This window comes from Pseudoflavonifractor hominis (assembly GCF_014288125.1).
GTDB lineage: Bacteria > Bacillota > Clostridia > Oscillospirales > Oscillospiraceae > Pseudoflavonifractor_A > Pseudoflavonifractor_A gallinarum.
The window spans coordinates 116,368-131,224 of sequence record NZ_JACOPR010000002.1; the positions used below are offsets into that span (position 1 = coordinate 116,368).

At 55.0% G+C, this 14,857-nt stretch carries 24 protein-coding genes; 3 read left to right on the forward strand and 21 right to left on the reverse strand.

Features of this window, described 5'->3' with window-relative positions:
- From H8S34_RS03255 to H8S34_RS03340, 18 genes are all read right to left on the reverse strand, one after another.
- Positions 1-231, reverse strand: a complete 231-nt coding sequence (locus H8S34_RS03255) for a hypothetical protein (RefSeq protein WP_118358630.1) — start codon at positions 229-231, stop codon at positions 1-3.
- The gene (locus tag H8S34_RS15310) at positions 231-914 is read right to left on the reverse strand and encodes a DNA translocase FtsK (RefSeq protein WP_279287831.1); all 684 of its coding nucleotides are present in this window, start codon (positions 912-914) and stop codon (positions 231-233) included. The genes H8S34_RS03255 and H8S34_RS15310 overlap by 1 nt, the downstream gene beginning before the upstream one ends.
- Positions 915-933: 19 nt before the next feature.
- The gene (locus H8S34_RS03265) at positions 934-1,446 is read right to left on the reverse strand and encodes a Holliday junction resolvase RecU (protein ID WP_118729345.1); all 513 of its coding nucleotides are present in this window, start codon (positions 1,444-1,446) and stop codon (positions 934-936) included.
- Between the two features lie 184 nt (positions 1,447-1,630).
- The gene (locus H8S34_RS03270) at positions 1,631-2,248 is read right to left on the reverse strand and encodes a cell wall hydrolase (protein ID WP_186963028.1); all 618 of its coding nucleotides are present in this window, start codon (positions 2,246-2,248) and stop codon (positions 1,631-1,633) included.
- Positions 2,245-2,799 carry a replicative helicase loader/inhibitor gene (locus H8S34_RS03275; protein WP_118729342.1) on the reverse strand — a complete coding sequence of 185 codons (555 nt, stop codon included), beginning with the start codon at positions 2,797-2,799 and terminating at the stop codon, positions 2,245-2,247. Before H8S34_RS03275 ends, H8S34_RS03270 begins: the two co-directional genes overlap by 4 nt.
- Positions 2,796-3,527: a hypothetical protein gene (locus H8S34_RS03280; RefSeq protein WP_118358642.1), complete on the reverse strand. Its 732-nt coding sequence runs from the start codon at positions 3,525-3,527 to the stop codon at positions 2,796-2,798. The genes H8S34_RS03275 and H8S34_RS03280 overlap by 4 nt, the downstream gene beginning before the upstream one ends.
- Positions 3,528-3,577: 50 nt before the next feature.
- Complete coding sequence (locus tag H8S34_RS03285; protein ID WP_118358644.1) at positions 3,578-4,081, reverse strand: single-stranded DNA-binding protein; 504 nt, start codon at positions 4,079-4,081, stop codon at positions 3,578-3,580.
- Complete coding sequence (locus tag H8S34_RS03290; protein WP_186963029.1) at positions 4,071-4,340, reverse strand: hypothetical protein; 270 nt, start codon at positions 4,338-4,340, stop codon at positions 4,071-4,073. Before H8S34_RS03290 ends, H8S34_RS03285 begins: the two co-directional genes overlap by 11 nt.
- Positions 4,312-4,713, reverse strand: coding sequence for a DUF3268 family zinc-finger domain-containing protein (locus H8S34_RS03295; protein WP_147574083.1), 402 nt, complete (start codon positions 4,711-4,713; stop codon positions 4,312-4,314). Before H8S34_RS03295 ends, H8S34_RS03290 begins: the two co-directional genes overlap by 29 nt.
- Entirely contained in the window at positions 4,710-5,249 is a 540-nt protein-coding gene (locus H8S34_RS03300; protein WP_186963031.1) for a hypothetical protein, read from the reverse strand. The genes H8S34_RS03295 and H8S34_RS03300 overlap by 4 nt, the downstream gene beginning before the upstream one ends.
- Entirely contained in the window at positions 5,246-5,857 is a 612-nt protein-coding gene (locus H8S34_RS03305) for a hypothetical protein (protein WP_118358650.1), read from the reverse strand. Before H8S34_RS03305 ends, H8S34_RS03300 begins: the two co-directional genes overlap by 4 nt.
- Positions 5,858-6,823, reverse strand: a complete 966-nt coding sequence (locus H8S34_RS03310) for an ATP-binding protein (RefSeq protein ID WP_118358652.1) — start codon at positions 6,821-6,823, stop codon at positions 5,858-5,860.
- Between the two features lie 14 nt (positions 6,824-6,837).
- Positions 6,838-7,095, reverse strand: a complete 258-nt coding sequence (locus H8S34_RS03315; RefSeq protein WP_118358654.1) for a hypothetical protein — start codon at positions 7,093-7,095, stop codon at positions 6,838-6,840.
- The gene (locus H8S34_RS03320) at positions 7,095-7,475 is read right to left on the reverse strand and encodes a DUF3846 domain-containing protein (RefSeq protein WP_186963032.1); all 381 of its coding nucleotides are present in this window, start codon (positions 7,473-7,475) and stop codon (positions 7,095-7,097) included. Before H8S34_RS03320 ends, H8S34_RS03315 begins: the two co-directional genes overlap by 1 nt.
- A complete protein-coding gene (locus tag H8S34_RS03325) occupies positions 7,475-7,693 on the reverse strand; it encodes a hypothetical protein (RefSeq protein ID WP_186963033.1) in 219 nt (72 codons plus the stop codon). Before H8S34_RS03325 ends, H8S34_RS03320 begins: the two co-directional genes overlap by 1 nt.
- On the reverse strand, positions 7,690-8,067 hold the full coding sequence (locus H8S34_RS03330) for a hypothetical protein (protein ID WP_147358078.1): 378 nt from the start codon (positions 8,065-8,067) through the stop codon (positions 7,690-7,692). Before H8S34_RS03330 ends, H8S34_RS03325 begins: the two co-directional genes overlap by 4 nt.
- A gap of 199 nt (positions 8,068-8,266) precedes the next feature.
- Positions 8,267-8,473: a hypothetical protein gene (locus tag H8S34_RS03335; RefSeq protein WP_186963034.1), complete on the reverse strand. Its 207-nt coding sequence runs from the start codon at positions 8,471-8,473 to the stop codon at positions 8,267-8,269.
- Positions 8,474-8,503: 30 nt separating this feature from the next.
- Positions 8,504-8,722 carry a DUF739 family protein gene (locus H8S34_RS03340; RefSeq protein ID WP_147574074.1) on the reverse strand — a complete coding sequence of 73 codons (219 nt, stop codon included), beginning with the start codon at positions 8,720-8,722 and terminating at the stop codon, positions 8,504-8,506.
- 181 nt (positions 8,723-8,903) lie between these two features.
- Between H8S34_RS03340 and H8S34_RS03345 the strand changes: the two genes are divergently transcribed.
- The 3 genes from H8S34_RS03345 (at position 8,904) to H8S34_RS03355 (ending at position 11,844) form a co-directional block, all read left to right on the forward strand.
- Positions 8,904-9,275, forward strand: coding sequence for a transcriptional regulator (locus tag H8S34_RS03345; protein WP_147574073.1), 372 nt, complete (start codon positions 8,904-8,906; stop codon positions 9,273-9,275).
- Positions 9,276-9,537: 262 nt separating this feature from the next.
- Positions 9,538-9,984 carry an SHOCT domain-containing protein gene (locus H8S34_RS03350; protein ID WP_186963035.1) on the forward strand — a complete coding sequence of 149 codons (447 nt, stop codon included), beginning with the start codon at positions 9,538-9,540 and terminating at the stop codon, positions 9,982-9,984.
- Between the two features lie 189 nt (positions 9,985-10,173).
- A complete protein-coding gene (locus H8S34_RS03355; protein WP_243207897.1) occupies positions 10,174-11,844 on the forward strand; it encodes a recombinase family protein in 1,671 nt (556 codons plus the stop codon).
- Positions 11,845-11,971: 127 nt separating this feature from the next.
- On the opposite strand, the gene H8S34_RS03360 is transcribed toward H8S34_RS03355, so the two are convergent.
- From H8S34_RS03360 to H8S34_RS03370, 3 genes are read right to left on the reverse strand one after another with little or no spacing between them, the layout of a single operon-like run.
- On the reverse strand, positions 11,972-12,925 hold the full coding sequence (locus H8S34_RS03360; protein WP_186963036.1) for an ABC transporter ATP-binding protein: 954 nt from the start codon (positions 12,923-12,925) through the stop codon (positions 11,972-11,974).
- Positions 12,922-13,932, reverse strand: a complete 1,011-nt coding sequence (locus tag H8S34_RS03365; protein WP_186963240.1) for an ABC transporter ATP-binding protein — start codon at positions 13,930-13,932, stop codon at positions 12,922-12,924. Before H8S34_RS03365 ends, H8S34_RS03360 begins: the two co-directional genes overlap by 4 nt.
- Positions 13,933-13,944: 12 nt before the next feature.
- Positions 13,945-14,847 carry an ABC transporter permease gene (locus tag H8S34_RS03370; protein ID WP_186963037.1) on the reverse strand — a complete coding sequence of 301 codons (903 nt, stop codon included), beginning with the start codon at positions 14,845-14,847 and terminating at the stop codon, positions 13,945-13,947.
- Positions 14,848-14,857: the final 10 nt, after the last annotated feature.

The window sequence follows — 14,857 nt, forward strand, 5'->3', positions numbered from 1 at the left end:
TTAGCCCTCCTTGTTCGCTGCTTTCAGTTCTGCGGCTTCGCGCAGCTGCGGAGCGACTGACTTAACGGCGGCTTGATACCCGGCGTCATACCCGCGTTTCCACACGCGGCTGAGGTAGGCCGCAAGCGTCGCCTTGTCCATGTGCTTGATTGTCTTGTAATCCTCGCGGCGCATCTGACCGGCAAGCTGCAGATCGTGCGCGGTATGCTTATTGGCATTTACGGTCGGCATCAATCTTCACCGCCTTCCGTGTCGTCAGGCTCGTCGGTAGGGAGGACCTCGCGGCCATCGGAGCCGTTATACGGACCGACGACACCCAGCTCCTCCAGTGCGTCAATCAGGCGCGCAGCCTTTGCGTAGCCAACGCTCATACGGCGTTGCAACAGCCCCACAGTCGCTTTATTCTCTGCCCGAACAATGGAAATGGCCTGCTGAATGTCGGGGTCGTCCAGGTCAACCTCGGGGCCATCCTCGCCCTGCATATCCCCCTCGTCCTCCGGCTCCTCGTCGGTATCGCCAGCCTCGTCCTCGTCAATGACCGGCATGAGGCCGCTGCGCAATGCTTTCTTTTCCAGCACATCGCGGAAAAAATACTGCTGCCAGTAGGTAATCATCTTCACCAGAATGGACTCGATCTTGGTGCGGAGCGTCTTGCTGATGGTAAAGGTGCCGCCCGTTACCTTCGTGTCCAGACCGCCGTCCTCGAAGATCCAGGACATGGAGGCGTCGGGGCTGCGGTAGCCGACCTCCTCGACATTCTCCAGCATGGAAATCTGTGCGTCCATGCCCTGTACGGGCTTGATGGTAAAGATGATGGGGTATCTGTCTTTTTCAAAGCGATAGACGAGATCGTGCTCATCGCACAGGCCCTGCATCTTCTTCTTTTGGGCTTCATACATGGAAATTTCGCTCATGGTGGTAACTCCTTTCAATTCAGTTGAGCAGGAGCAGCGTGCCATTCCACGCCGTCTGCACTTGATATTTCTCCAAGTCGGCCTCCGTCACATACTTGCGGCCGAAGTGGTCTTTCATGGTCTTCCAGATGTCCCAGGGGACGCAATAGACCATGCCGGAGCTGAAACCGGCGATGACAAAGCAGCGAGCGCCGAGCGCCTGATGCCTGTCCATATAGTCCTGCTGGCTCTGGAGGACGCGGCTCTGCTCCATTCGGTCGGCGGCGGTGAATTTCGCCTCGAACATGACCGTCCTGCCGCCCTTGATGGTGCCTTTATAGTCCGGCTGTGCCTGCTTTTCGTAGTAGGCGATGAACTTGCCGTTGCCGAGATTTTTCGTGGGATGCATCGGCTCCGGCGTCTTTTCGATGATCGCAAAGCCTTTCTGTGCGTAGTAGGCAAAGGAATCGTCGATGCGGCTCTCAAACTGCTTACCGCGGGCTTTTGCGATCTTGCCGAGCAGCTGGCGCTTCGGGTCTTTCTTCACAGTCATGAGAGATACCCTCCCAGCCATAGCCCGCTGGCAAACATTCCCAGTCCGATGCAGCCTTGCCGGAGTATCTGGCTCATGGGGATAAGGTCGCAATCGCTGGCACCGGCAGTTCCGAGGACCAGAAGGAAGCCGAGCGCAGCGATGATGCCGCAGGCTTGCCGAAATCTCTTTCGCGTCATGCTCGTTACCTCCAGATGTATTCGCGGCAGAAGATGTGATCTCCGATCTGCCCCCATACGCGGTCGTTCTCTCCATTGCGGGAGAAGAAAACCACGTCGGCGTCAAGGATCGTATCTCCATACAGAGCGCCGTTGATGGCGTCATACTGCGCTTGCGTCGGCGTCGCGGTGCTGACCGCGTAGATGGTGGAGAACTGCGGAACATCGCCTCCCTCTCCTTGGTGCAGCACATCGTGTACTGTGCCCGGGAAAGCGGAGTGCAGCACGCGGTTGAAAACGACTTCGACAACGGCCTGCTGCCCCTCGGCGCTCTGATTGCCGGCTTCGAGGAATACGACCGCAGCCAGTTCTGCCAACTCCTCGTCAGTCATTTCGATGTTGACATACCGAGCTGCACGGGCGGGACGATCTTCGGCCCTGGTAACTTGCTCAGCCTCGGTCATTTCTGCTTCTAAAAGCCGGACAGGTGCTGTCGTTGCTGGGTTTTCTAACTTGCCGGTCATTTGTGCTGACGCTGCGGTTTCCTCGCTGACACTGATGCGGAGAGCCACGATGCAGGCTAAAACTGCGAGCAGGCAGATAAGCGGCGCCGGCGAAGCCCTCCTTTTTCTTCTTCGTTTCATGTTTTCCCTCCTATCTGCTTCATGCCCGGCCCGACCGCTTTGCGCGGCCCGCTGTTGAGCGCGCTTGTCTGCCGGATGATCGTTTCATATGCGGACTTGAAACCGTCGTAGTTGTAATACTCGTATGTCTTTACGGTGCCGTCGCCAAAGGTGCGCTCTCCTGTTGCAATCAACCGAGAGGGGCCACCCATAGCCTCAATGACGCGCCTGATATCCGTTCCCTCCGACAATCTTGCCACAGCCTCCTCTGGTGTTTTCCCAAAGTCCATATCGAGCTTGAGGTAATTCCACGCCTGGTCAATCCGCGCCCTCACTTCGGCCTGCACCTTTTCGGCTTTTTCCTTGAATTCTGCGATAGTCGGCGGGAATTTACACTCGCGCACCAACTTTACAACAGCCTGCTGCCCCGTCCAGAAGTCGATCTCCGGCAAGCAGGTCACCCACAGATTGATGGTAGGGCCGAGCTTTGCGATGCCGCCCTTGAAAACCTCTGCATTCGGATAGGCAAGGAGCATCACGGCGAATATCTCGCTCATTTCCTTGTGCGTCATAGGCTTTCCTCGCTGGCGTACATCTGGTGGAGCTGCTGCAGGTCGTCCATAGCGCTCCCGCTGGTGCTCGGTCGGTTGCCGTTGCCGGCACGGATGCCCCAGCGTTCACGGCTGCACTTCCGAATGACAAGATTCCAGTCGCGCCACTTGTTCTTGTTGCCGTGCATTTGAGCGGACTCGTCTATGTAGTCGATGCAGCGCGTCAACTCTTCTTCGCCGAGGTCGTCGATCAGCCGGGCGTATTCCTCTTCGGTGAGCCGCACCCATCCATGCGCGCCGTGCTTATGGCGGGGGACCTCGGGGCGGTCATCTTCTGCAGCGTTATACTGCGCCGTTACGGTAGAGCGTTCGTTGTAGCGCGCTGCCAGGTACTCGCGGAAACGATCGTTCTTGACCTTGCGAATCTCGCTCAGTAGCGGCTTATTGAGCTTTTCGGACGCCGACCAGTTGTATCGACACCAGTTGAGGATCAGCAGCTCCTTGGTCTGCGCGCTATACCGAATGACATTGTGCGCGCTATCCAGGCGTTTCAGCAGGCGCTCCACGGAATCGTTGTTGTACCCTGTCTCGTTGGCAATTTGCTTGATGCTGACCTCGTAACAGCCGCAGAGATTGGTGTGCGGATTGGTCATGCAGTAGAGATAGATGTACCGATCCTCGGGCGTAAAGTCATCGACGACCTTGCTGTCCGTCCAAAAGTCCATGCTGATATTCCGATAGCTCGCCATAGTGTTCACCTCCTTCGGTGGGCTGTCGCCCGGTTCCCCGGGCGACCGTTTCAGAATGGCAGCTCTCCATCATCCTCGCCGACTTCGCTAAAGTCACCGTAGTCAGAGGCGGGATATCCACCGGGAGCAGCGCCGCCATAAGAGCCGCCCGGCGCACCGTAGCCCTGACTCTGCTGAGGATATCCGCCCTGCGGCGCGTAACCGCCCTGCTGATAGCCGCCTCCGTCACCGTCGCGTTTGGAATCCCCAAAGTAAACATTGTCGGCTACAATCTCGGCGGATCGGCGCTTGTTGCCGTTGTTGTCCTGCCAGTCGCGGATCTGCAGTCGCCCCTCGACGATCGCCATGCGTCCCTTGCTGAAATATTTGCAGACGAATTCAGCAGTCTGGCGCCAGGCAACGATGTCGATGAAATCCGTTTCCTTTTCCCCGGACTGGCTTTTGAAATCGCGGTCGCAGGCGACGGAGAAGCTGGTCACAGAAAGGCCGGACTGCGTACGCCGCAATTCTGGGTCGCGGGTCAATCGACCCATGACGATGATCTTATTCAGCATCGGCCGTATCCTCTGGCTCGTCAGCGTTTCGCAGCACCAACATCTTCATGCGGTACAGCGCACTGCGCGCCTGCTGAATGGCATCGAGAACTCTTTCGACATTGTAGCTGTTCTCACCCTTGATGGTCGCTTCCAGCACATCGCGCTCAGTTTCAGCGCGGATCAGCTCCTCGTAGCGATCCTGCGGAACGAGGACAAAGCCGGGGTCAAGCATCAGGTCAGCGACCAGCTCAGCGGGGGTCTTTTTGGTATCTTCCATAACGGTCTCCTTTCGTTTCTTTCTCAATGATTTCGATGGCCTTGCGGCACTGTCCGACATCGAACATACCGATGTGGGTCTTTTCCACAGGCAGGCCCATCTTCTGAGCCAGCCACGCATAGGCCGCGTTGCGGTGGCCGCGAAAGCGGCCGTACTTCCACAGAGGGTCAAATACGGCGTGTGCAGCCTTTTTCCAATTCCGCAGTTCCGCATTGGCAAGGCGGCCAAGGGGCTTGTCCGTCCCCTTATGCACACCGACGTATGCCATGCAGTTCCGGCAGAGATAGATTTTGCCGTAGCTCTTGCCGTAGATGACCTTGCTGTCGACATACTCAGTCTCTCGACCGCAGTAGTCGCAATAAACTTTCCTCACGGATGCCATGCCTCCTTGTATCTGGCGATCTGCTCTGGGGTGTCGGTTTCGATGCCGACCTCCTGGCACTCGGAAATGATGCCGTCCAAAAAAACACTCATTTCCTTGGTGGAATACTCGCTGGTGCCTTTGATCGCCCGGTAATGAATGAACTTCTTCCCCTCGACATAACCGACGCCGGTTTCTGCGTAGTGCCGCGCCACCAGTGCAGGCGGTACGCCCTCCCGTAGGGAAAACAGTACCTTGCACTCGTTCCCGGCCTCGTCGGTGTATGTCTCGCCGGTGCCGTAGCGCCGGAGCATTTCCTCGTAAACAGAGTCCTTGTCCGACTTCACCGCGACGGCCAATTTCTCAATCAGCGACCACGCGTAGTTGTTCGCGTTGAGGCTTCGAGGGATGACGCGCCTTTTGATGGAGAATGTGATCTCCTGATCTCCGAGCGCGTCCCACAGCTTCTTGCAGCTCTCGCGGGTTGTGATAGTCAGGACGCTTTCGCCGGTGCGGGAGAACGACCAGTCTTTCAGCTTGCCGTTCATAATGCAGCCCACTTCTCCTGATAGACCTGCATCAGATCCACTGCCCGGAGCCAGTCGAAGAAGTCGGAAATGACAGGGAAGATGCTGGGAGCGTCCTCACGGAAGTATGTTTCCGGCCATACATCGCGCCCGTTGCTGGCGATGTAGGTAAACTGCCGCGCTTCGGGGATTAACTCGAAGTAGGTGGGGTGCTGGGTACTGCCGAAATATTTTCCAGCGTCATAGCTCTTGGTGAACTTGACGTCGATGATTTCCCCGGCTTTCAAGCAGTCCAGACGGCCGTACAGCAGCAGGCTCACGCCGCCGACTTCGACAACCTTCTTGGCCTTGTACTGGAGGATGCCCCCGGCGCACCGTCGAGCGACCTTTTCGGCAGCGGCATACCACTGATTGTTCGGATCGCCGCGGCCGTTGATAATGCTCGTCACCAAATCTTCAAAGTCGATGCCGTTCTGCATGGCCTCGGTGGTAGGCGTCGGCTCCCGGCGCAGCGTCAGCATAAACTCCGCCATCGGGTCGCGCTCCGTTGTCATATCCTCATAGGGGTTGCCTTTCATGGTGTAGAGCCAGGACGACAGCAGCGAATGGGTCATCAGGTAGCGTCCCATTTACTCAGCTCCCTTCTCCTCTCCGGGCGCTGCCGGCGCGGGCGTGTACTTTTTCAGCACCTTATCGTAGAACAGGCCGCACTCCTTAACCTTCTTGTTCCAGAGGACGCCCAGCTCCTTGTTGGAGGTCAGCGCGTGCTTAATGGCCTGATATTTCGGCATGGCGGCGTTGGCGGTGTCGGCATCGACAATGCCGGCGATGATGGCCGTGCCCTCAACCATCGCGGCCTCGTATGCCGCCTGATCAACAGCGTTCTGCTCGACCTCGGCAGTGGCCTTGGCGTTGTACTCGGCGAACAGCTTCGTCAGGAAGTCGTTAGGGCTGGTCGGGCCGAGTGCGGGGATCTTGCGAATGCCGGAGATGCCGCGCGTCCCCTTGGCGAAATACCTCTCGCAGTTGGAGAAGCCGATGGTGCGGTCATTGCCGTAAATCTCCACGAAGCCGCCCAAGTCCATAGGCTCCCAGACATTGTTTTTTGTCTGCCCCTCGACCTTGATGCGGAGGCGGGTGTTGTCGCCGTCCTTTTCCTCGGTGGCGTGGAACACAATGACGATGTTCTTCTGCAGCTCATAGAAGCAGTAGTCCATCAGCCGGACGAACTCCTTACCGACGAAGCCATAGCCCTTGAGAGAGAGGCTGCCGTCGCGCTGGCCATACTTCGGGTCTTTCTTGATGGCCCACAGGGACATCAGCGAGATCAGCTTGCCGCCGGTATCGAAAACCAGCGTGTCGAAGTCCTGAAGATTGATGGGGGTGAGATCGCCGAGGATCTCGTCGTAGCTCTGGGGCTGGATGTACGGCTTGCGGTAGCGCGGCTCGATGCGGTCGATACCGAAGTCAACGTCGATGTGCAGGGGATTGGGGGCGGACAGCGCCAGAGTGGATTTTCCGATGCCGGGATAACCGGCGATCAGCATGCGGATTTTCTTTGCGCCCTCCTGGATGTCGTTCGGGTTTCTAATCATGGTGATAGCTCCTTTCAGTTGGTAGCGGCTTCGCGCCGCAGAGTGATGATTTCGTGGCACCGGAAACCGAAATTGCTTTCCCGGTACATTCCGGTCAGCTTGAACTTCTCCTCGTCATAGATGCTGGAGCAATTCACTAAGCCCTCGGTCTTATCGGGGTGATAGGCGCGGAACGCGGCACAGGCCGCGTGAGCGTCCGGTGCTTCGACCTCAGTCCAGCCACCGAAAAACGGCTGGCCGTCCGTGCCGTAGGTAAAATAGAACTTTGCCATTATCGCGCCTCGCTTTCCCACTTGATGCCGCCGCCGCTCAGACTGACGGCCATTGCGCCGAGGAATTTGACGTCGTCCTCGTCCAGCCCGATAAAGTCTCTCTCGCCAGGCGTGGTGAAGCCTTCTTTGAGAATCACGATGTCTCCGACAATGGGATTTCCGTGGCGCACGGTATCGTAGAGAATACAGCCAAACAGGTTGAGCGGCAGACCATGCAGCAACCCCTCTTCGTTGACGACCATGCAGAACGGACCGGGCAGGCCCTTCGGGTGTACGACCTCGATCCATCCGCCGACAGCCTTTCCGATGGTCTCATAAGCAGGCTCGTCGAACTCCCTGACCTGCATCTTGTTTTCGGTGGTGATAACCAGTCCTTTCATCAATACTCCTTTCCGGGGAAGCACTCCGGCTCCTCCCATGCGTCGGACTGCTTGATACAGATATCGCAGCCGACAATATTCAAATCGTTGTCTCTGAAAATTTCCTCGCACTCTTCGCCGCAGACGGGGCAAATCGGGAAGGTCGGCTCCTTGCCGTCCGGGTAGCCGGTGCGCTCCATGTTTTGGATAACGGGGTGGTCTGGCAGATCGTAGTTCATTCGGTTTCACCTGCCTCTGCGATGTAGCGGCGGACGGTGGCGGTCAGCCAGTCCTGTGTGGTGGCGTAGCCCTCAGCCTCTATCAGCCGTTGCAACGCCTCGTAGTCGGCGGTTTCGAGCCTTGCCGAGATACGACAGGTCAGCCGGTGCGCGTCCTTTTTGACCGCTTTGCGGCCCTCTGCCAGCTCCGGTGCGAAGTGCGCGTAGAGCGCCGCCATCGCGTCTGGCCGCAGGCTCACGCCGTAGGCGTCTCCGTTCTCGCACTTGCTTTGAACGGTCTTGTCGTACTTGGGGTAGATGGCTTGTACCACCGCGACCATATCCTTGGCCGGTATCTGCTTGGAAAGCCGGAGCTCTCTCAGCTCTTCAGCCACGGTCGCACCTCCTTTGTTCTTGACGCGGCTCGACCCGGCTGGTAAACTGTGTACGGGTATCCATTTGCCTGAGTCCGTTCCCGTTGCGCCGGGGCGGACTCTTTTTTCGTTTCTGCGCGGCAATCACAGGCTTCACCCGGGTCATTATTGCTCCCGCAAAGCGGGCAAGTCCGGTAATATGCCATTCTTTCAACTCCCTTCATTTTGCGGATCTGCCTGCGCGTCTGGCTGCGGTTTTTGCGTCCAGCGCTTCGCGTCCACCTGGATGCCGAAGTATTCCGTGGATCAGATCCAGCGTCGCTGCGGCGAGGTTGTCCCGTACAAAATCAGGAATCTCCGCCGTGTTGATATGTACTTCGTTCACCAGCTCGCTTTCCTCGGTTGGCGTAAGCCTTGCGACCTGCATCGGAACCTCCTCTCTCCCATTAGTTCAAAGCTATTGAACTTCAATGGTAAAAAAATAAGCAGGAATGTCGGAATCGCCAATCTCCAGCAGAGAACAGGCCTTGGAAATCTCCGGCTGCTTAAACGGTACTTTGCTGTTGAGCTTCAGAGAAAGGCTGCGCTCAGACATTCCCATCGCGCCGGAAAAGCGAGCCTGCGTTCCAAACTTTTCGGTGATGCGACCCAAGAGCTTGCTGTAATCGTACGCCATTTTTATCCTCCTTTCAGCTTGTTCAAAAGTTCAATTTCCTTGAACCTGTCGTTAGAATACCATACGCCTTGATGATTTGCAACACATTTTTTCAAAAAAGTTGAACTTTTTTTCTTTTCGCTATTGAACTTTTGTTCAAAGCCCTTTATAATGATGTCATCTGCAAGGGGAGGATAGACCGATGAAAGAGTACAGCACTTCTCAGCGTTTGAAGCAAATCATGGACATCAAGAAGATGCGCCAGGTCGATATTCTTCACGCTGCAGAGCCTTATTGCAAACGGTTTGACGTAAAGCTCAACAAGAACGATTTGAGCCAGTATGTCTCAGGGAAGACCCTTCCCGGGCAGGACAAGCTTACAATCCTCGGCCTCGCACTCGGCGTTTCCGAAGCCTGGCTTATGGGGTATGATGTCAGCATGGAAAGAAGCGTAACGCCCACCGCTGAAACGAGCGATGGGCGCACAAAAGAGTATATTGAGCTATTCGAGCTGCTGACCCCGGAAAAGCAAGATATCATCATCAACGTGATAAAAGGGCTTTTAGCTGGCTGATTATCATATCCTGCTGGCTTTCGGAAAGCTTTGAAAACAGCTCGGCCGCGAGCAGCGTTTTCAATATACTCCTCGCTGCTGCTTCCGATTGATGATCGTGTCCCATGCCCGGACTCCTTTCTTTGCAAAATTGCCATCTACGGCATCGTTATTCTATCAAAATTTATGCAGTTTCGCTTTGAAAAGATATATTATCACTTTCGACTGACTTCGCATCGTGATATGGTGTAGGAGCGGGAGTTTGAGAAAAGGAGGCACACGCATGAATATCCCCGAAGTAACACTGCGATGTTCAAACGGTTTTACTCTGCATACCAGAGGACCAAATCTTGTTGTTGAGGCTAAAAGAACGGAAGAGTTTTTCCCTATTGCGAAAATTCAGTCTTTCGCTTTGAAAGAGCCTCGTGGCCTCGGCATGGGGAAAATTACTTTTCATACTGCTCAAGCCGCAAGTGCAGGTGTGGGGCTTGGCCTTGGGGTTAGTGCAGCAATCGGCGCTGAGAAAGTTTTCTTTTTCTCAAAAGCGGATTTGGCTATAGCTATCCAGATCCGGGACTATATTTCAAGCTACGATGTTGAGAAGGCTGCACCCGAAGGAAAAGTTGTTTCTGTCGTCGAGGAAATCCGCGGATTGAAAGAACTGCTTGACGATGGCATTTTGACTTCAGAAGAGTTTGACGCAAAGAAGCGCCAACTCCTCGGCCTCTGATACCCTATGGATATGGTATCTATACCGTATCTATAGGGTAGCGATACATCGCGTGCGCGCGTGCGTGTGCGCGCGATCGTGCGCGCACTGTCTCTGTACCTGTATCTGTATCTGAGACTGTATCTGTAATCTGTTTCTGATTCTGAATATCTACTACTGCAAATCTATCGTTAGAAGGGGGTGGCGCTGTTGCCGAGAAAACCCGCAAAGCACCCGGCGAAACCGAAGCGGGGCAAGAAGCTGGAAATCGAAGAGCCGGGCGTTCTCTATGGCCGGTACAGCAGCCACAACCAGAAGGACATTTCCGTAGAGCAGCAGTTTGAAAAGGGCTACGAGCTGGCGGCGGAGTATGGCATCAGGATCATTGACACCTATGCCGACCGCGCCGTTTCTGGCCGCACCGACAAGCGCCGTGACTTCCAGCGCATGATGACTGACGCTGCAAAAGGGAAGTTCCGCTATGTAATCGCGTGGAAGTCTAACCGCATGGGGCGCAATATGCTGGAGGCTCTGATCAACGAAGCTCGGCTTCAGGATCTTGGCGTTCGTGTTCTCTATGTGGAGGAGGATTTCGACGATACTGCGGCTGGACGCTTCGCCGCCCGCTCGATGATGAATGTCAACCAGTTCTATTCCGAGAACATGGCCGAGGACATCAAGCGCGGCCTATATGACAACGCCGCGAATTGCATGGTGGCGAACGGCCATCTGCCCTACGGCTATAAAGCGGACGAAACGCTACACTATGCCATCGACGAGCCGAAGGCTGCGGTTATCCGGGAGATATTCACTCGCGTTTCCTGCGGTGAGGCTTTCGTTGATATCATGGCCAGCCTGAATGCCCGTGGAATCAAGACCTCGTACGGTCGCCCGTGGGGGCGGTCGAGCTTTCAGAAGATCCTTTCCAACGAACGGTATCGCGGCATCTATATCTACGGCGATGTCCGCAAAGAGGGCGGCATCCCGAGGATTATCAGCGACGAGCTTTACTTCAAGGTCCAGGAGGTGATCACCACGAAGAAGAATCCGCAAGGGCGTCACCGCGTCAATGGTGACTATCTGCTTACCGGCAAGCTGTTCTGCGGGCATTGTAAAAGCCCCATGACTGGCGTCTCCGGCACCGGACGCTCCGGCAACCTGCATTACTACTACGTCTGCCAGAAGCGTCGAACGGAAAAGACCTGCGATAAAAAGAATGTGCGCCGAGATGAAATTGAGCTGCAGGTCGCCCAGGCCATCAAGGACTATGCTCTGAAGGACGATGTTATCGAGTGGATCGCCGACAGCACGGTCGCCTACAATGAGCGCAAGGAAGCCGAGAGCAAGGTCGGCATTTTGGAAGACCAACTCGCCGGCACGGAGCATGGCATAAAAAACATCATGTCCGCCATCGAGCAGGGCATCATCACCGAAACCACGAAAAGCAGGCTGGTCGAGCTGGAGTCTGAGCGCGCTACCATCAAAGCTAATATCGCAGCGGCTCGGGCAGACATCGTGGCTGTCAGCCGCGATGACATTATATCCGGCTTGGAGATGTTCCGAGATGGCGATGTTCACGATAAGAAGTACCAAGCGCGCCTATTTGACACATTCCTGGTCGCGGTGTATGCTTATGACGATGATCTGCGGCTGGTGTTCAGCTTCTCCGGCAATAAAAATACAATCCAGATCCCAATAGAATCCGCAGTTAACGCAGTAGAGAATAACGAGGCTGAGTGTTCGTTTAAGCTCTGCTCTGCTCCACCAAAAATCCCGGTGCCCTGCAATGCAGGGCACCGGGATTTTCTCTTGCTCTCGCAGCGGGTACCCGTTCCGTGTATCATATGTCACATTTCACATATAGGCTGTCACACTCCATAAACAGAGAAGGAAACTGCACACTATTTTACACAGGAAGAGAGGACTGCATGCCAGCAGTCCTCTCTTCCTATTCTTATCTTTCGTATCATTTATGGTATATCGAAAAAACGAATCTTCCAATTTGATTCTATACCATAAAACATGCCACAAAATGATTGGGCTCAATTTCTTTGAGCTTCGGCTCCTCTGCGTGGCACTGTTCGGTGGCATGGGGGCAACGATTTGCAAAGCGGCACGCTTTGGGGGGATCGATCGGAGAGGTAATTTCTCCTTGCAGGAGAATCCGCTCCCGGCTTCCCCCGATCTTGGGGATGGGAATGGCACTCAGCAGCGCTTTTGTATATGGATGTGTGGGGTGTGCAAACAGCGTCTCGGAAGGCGCTTTCTCCACCAACTGTCCCAAATACATCACGACAATATCATCGGAAAAATGATTCACCACCGACAGGTCATGGGTAATGAACATGTATGTGAGTCCAATTTTTTCCTGCAAATCCTTCATCAAATTGAGGATCTGGGCCTGAATGGAGACGTCAAGCGCGGAAACCGGCTCATCACACACAATAAACCGCGGATTTACCGCCAGCGCCCGGGCAATCCCGATTCGCTGCCGCCGGCCACCGTCCAGTTCATGGGGATAGGCATTGGCAAGCCGCTCTGCCAGGCCAACCGTCTTCATTAACTCCATCACGCGGTCCATGCACGCATCTTTTTCCTTGACCAGCTTATGCAGGCGCAGCGGCTCCATAATGGTCTGGCTGACGGACTTTCGCGGATCCAGAGAAGAGAACGGGTCCTGGAAAATCATCTGCATATTTGTCCGCATGGCTCGCATTTCCTGCTTTTTCAGCTTGCTGATGTCCTGTCCATCAAAGAGAACCTCGCCGGATGTGGGCTCCAGCAGGCGCAGGATGGTACGTCCCATTGTAGATTTGCCGCATCCGGACTCTCCCACCACTCCGAGCGTCTTTCCTTCCTCCAGGGTAAAGGTGACATCATCTACTGCATGGAGCACTCCTTTGGGCGTTTTAAAATACTTGCTCAGGTGATTGACCTGCAGCAAAGGGGCTGCTTTGCTCATGCTTCATTCACCAGCCTTTGCTCTTGAATGTTCTGCTCATTATAAAGATGACATTCCACATAGTGGTCCGCGGTTCGATAGGTTCGGCAGGGTTTTTCCTTCTGACACTGTTCCGTGGCATAGGCACAGCGCGGGGCAAATGGGCACCCCTCCGGCAAATGGGCGGGGTCTGGCATCAGCCCCGGGATGGGCTTGAGCCGCGCCTTTCGGTCTTCCAGATTCGGAAGTGAATCAAAAAGTCCCTTGGTATAGGGATGGCGGGTATGCAGGAAGATGTCTTCCAGCGTTCCGCGCTCCACTACCTGTCCGGCATAGATGATCGCAACTTCATCGCAGGTCTCCGCCACAATGCCAAGGTCATGCGTGATCATCAGCATGGACATATTATACTGCTTTTTGAGTCCGCGCATCATCTCCAGGACCTGGGCCTGGATGGTTACGTCCAATGCTGTGGTGGGCTCGTCCGCGATCAGCAGCTGCGGACTGCATGCCAGCGCCATGGCAATGACCACGCGCTGCTTCATCCCGCCGGAAAACTGGTGGGGATATTCCTCACCGCGTTCTCCCGGAATGCCCACGGTCTCCAGCATCTTACGCGCTTCTGCCAGGGAAGCCTTTTTATCCAGCTTTTTATGGTGCTGGATGACCTCCGCGATCTGCTCCTCAACGGTTCTGACCGGGTTGAGCGAAGTCATGGGGTCCTGAAAAATCATGGACACCTGCTGTCCTCGAATTTTTCCCATTTCCTGCTCGGTCTTGTTTAAAATATCCTCTCCATCCAGGAGGATGCTTCCGGATATAATCCGTCCGGCCGGTTTGGCCAGCAGGCGCAGCACCGAGAGCGCCGTTGTAGTCTTGCCTGCTCCGGTTTCACCCACCAGTCCCAACGTCTGACCTTTTTTGATGGATAGATCCAGTCCATTGACCGCATGCACCACATCATCCATGGTGTGAAATTCAACCGTCAAATTTTGAATATCCAATGCAAGGGATGTCTGTTCACTCATGCGTACCACTCCTTACTTCAGTCTGGGATCCAGAGCGTCCCGCAAACCGTCTCCCAGCAGGTTGAATGCCAGGATGGTCACCATAATGGCCAGACCGGGGAAGAGCGCCATATAGCTGTAATCCCGGATATAGGTCCGGCTGCTGGAGAGCATGGCGCCCCACTCAGGTCTGGGCTGTTCCACGCCCAGGCCCAGAAAACTCAGGCCGGAGATGGTCAAAATTGCAAAGGAGATGTTGAGTGTCATCTCTACCAGGATGGGAGCCATACAATTGGGAATCACATGGCTTAAAATAATGGTACGGTCCGTCGCGCCGATTGCCCGCGCCGCTTCGATGTACTCCACATCTTTGACGGTCAGTACGGCTCCACGTGTAATACGCGCAAATTTTGGAATGCTGGATATCACCATTGCCATAATGAGATTGGTGACCGATGTGCCAAGCACCGCCACAATGGCAATTGCCAGGAGTGTGCCGGGGATGGCCAGGAGCATGTCCATAATACGGGAAATAATCATATCGACCCGTTTGCCAAAATAGCCCGAAACTGCGCCAATGGTTCCGCCGATCAGCGATGCCAGCAATGTGGAGGTAAAGCCAATGGAGAGCGAGACCCTGGTGCCATGCACGACGCGGGCCAGAATATCTCGTCCCAGTTCATCCGTACCAAAGGGATGGGCCAGAGAGGGGGGCTGACGCATTTCCGCAATATTTTGTTTAATGACCACTTCATCATAGTCAAAGAGAACATCTGCAAAAAGAGCCAGCAAAATCAGCGAGATGATAATAATAAGTCCTAAGATTGCCGTCTTATTTTTCATCAGACGCCGCATAGCCAACGACATCTGGCTCCGATTCTTTTTCCTCAAATCCGGCTGCAAGGTCACCGGTTGGGCAGGATTCTTTTTTGCCATGTGTATCCCT

Bases quoted from the DNA above. Each gene is read 5' to 3' on its own strand.
- H8S34_RS03310 (WP_118358652.1), bottom strand. From the start codon at position 6,823: ATGATTAGAAACCCGAACGACATCCAGGAGGGCGCAAAGAAAATCCGC.
- H8S34_RS03345 (WP_147574073.1), top strand. From the start codon at position 8,904: ATGAAAGAGTACAGCACTTCTCAGCGTTTGAAGCAAATCATGGACATC.
- H8S34_RS03280 (WP_118358642.1), bottom strand. From the start codon at position 3,527: ATGGCGAGCTATCGGAATATCAGCATGGACTTTTGGACGGACAGCAAG.
- H8S34_RS03350 (WP_186963035.1), top strand. From the start codon at position 9,538: ATGAATATCCCCGAAGTAACACTGCGATGTTCAAACGGTTTTACTCTG.
- H8S34_RS03300 (WP_186963031.1), bottom strand. From the start codon at position 5,249: ATGAACGGCAAGCTGAAAGACTGGTCGTTCTCCCGCACCGGCGAAAGC.
- H8S34_RS03255 (WP_118358630.1), bottom strand. From the start codon at position 231: ATGCCGACCGTAAATGCCAATAAGCATACCGCGCACGATCTGCAGCTT.
- H8S34_RS03325 (WP_186963033.1), bottom strand. From the start codon at position 7,693: ATGAACTACGATCTGCCAGACCACCCCGTTATCCAAAACATGGAGCGC.
- H8S34_RS03305 (WP_118358650.1), bottom strand. From the start codon at position 5,857: ATGGGACGCTACCTGATGACCCATTCGCTGCTGTCGTCCTGGCTCTAC.
- H8S34_RS03315 (WP_118358654.1), bottom strand. From the start codon at position 7,095: ATGGCAAAGTTCTATTTTACCTACGGCACGGACGGCCAGCCGTTTTTC.
- H8S34_RS03335 (WP_186963034.1), bottom strand. From the start codon at position 8,473: ATGCAGGTCGCAAGGCTTACGCCAACCGAGGAAAGCGAGCTGGTGAAC.
- H8S34_RS03265 (WP_118729345.1), bottom strand. From the start codon at position 1,446: ATGACTGTGAAGAAAGACCCGAAGCGCCAGCTGCTCGGCAAGATCGCA.
- H8S34_RS03365 (WP_186963240.1), bottom strand. From the start codon at position 13,932: ATGAGTGAACAGACATCCCTTGCATTGGATATTCAAAATTTGACGGTT.
- H8S34_RS03340 (WP_147574074.1), bottom strand. From the start codon at position 8,722: ATGGCGTACGATTACAGCAAGCTCTTGGGTCGCATCACCGAAAAGTTT.
- H8S34_RS03320 (WP_186963032.1), bottom strand. From the start codon at position 7,475: ATGAAAGGACTGGTTATCACCACCGAAAACAAGATGCAGGTCAGGGAG.
- H8S34_RS03370 (WP_186963037.1), bottom strand. From the start codon at position 14,847: ATGGCAAAAAAGAATCCTGCCCAACCGGTGACCTTGCAGCCGGATTTG.
- H8S34_RS03285 (WP_118358644.1), bottom strand. From the start codon at position 4,081: ATGCTGAATAAGATCATCGTCATGGGTCGATTGACCCGCGACCCAGAA.
- H8S34_RS03360 (WP_186963036.1), bottom strand. From the start codon at position 12,925: ATGAGCAAAGCAGCCCCTTTGCTGCAGGTCAATCACCTGAGCAAGTAT.
- H8S34_RS15310 (WP_279287831.1), bottom strand. From the start codon at position 914: ATGAGCGAAATTTCCATGTATGAAGCCCAAAAGAAGAAGATGCAGGGC.
- H8S34_RS03275 (WP_118729342.1), bottom strand. From the start codon at position 2,799: ATGACGCACAAGGAAATGAGCGAGATATTCGCCGTGATGCTCCTTGCC.
- H8S34_RS03270 (WP_186963028.1), bottom strand. From the start codon at position 2,248: ATGAAACGAAGAAGAAAAAGGAGGGCTTCGCCGGCGCCGCTTATCTGC.
- H8S34_RS03290 (WP_186963029.1), bottom strand. From the start codon at position 4,340: ATGGAAGATACCAAAAAGACCCCCGCTGAGCTGGTCGCTGACCTGATG.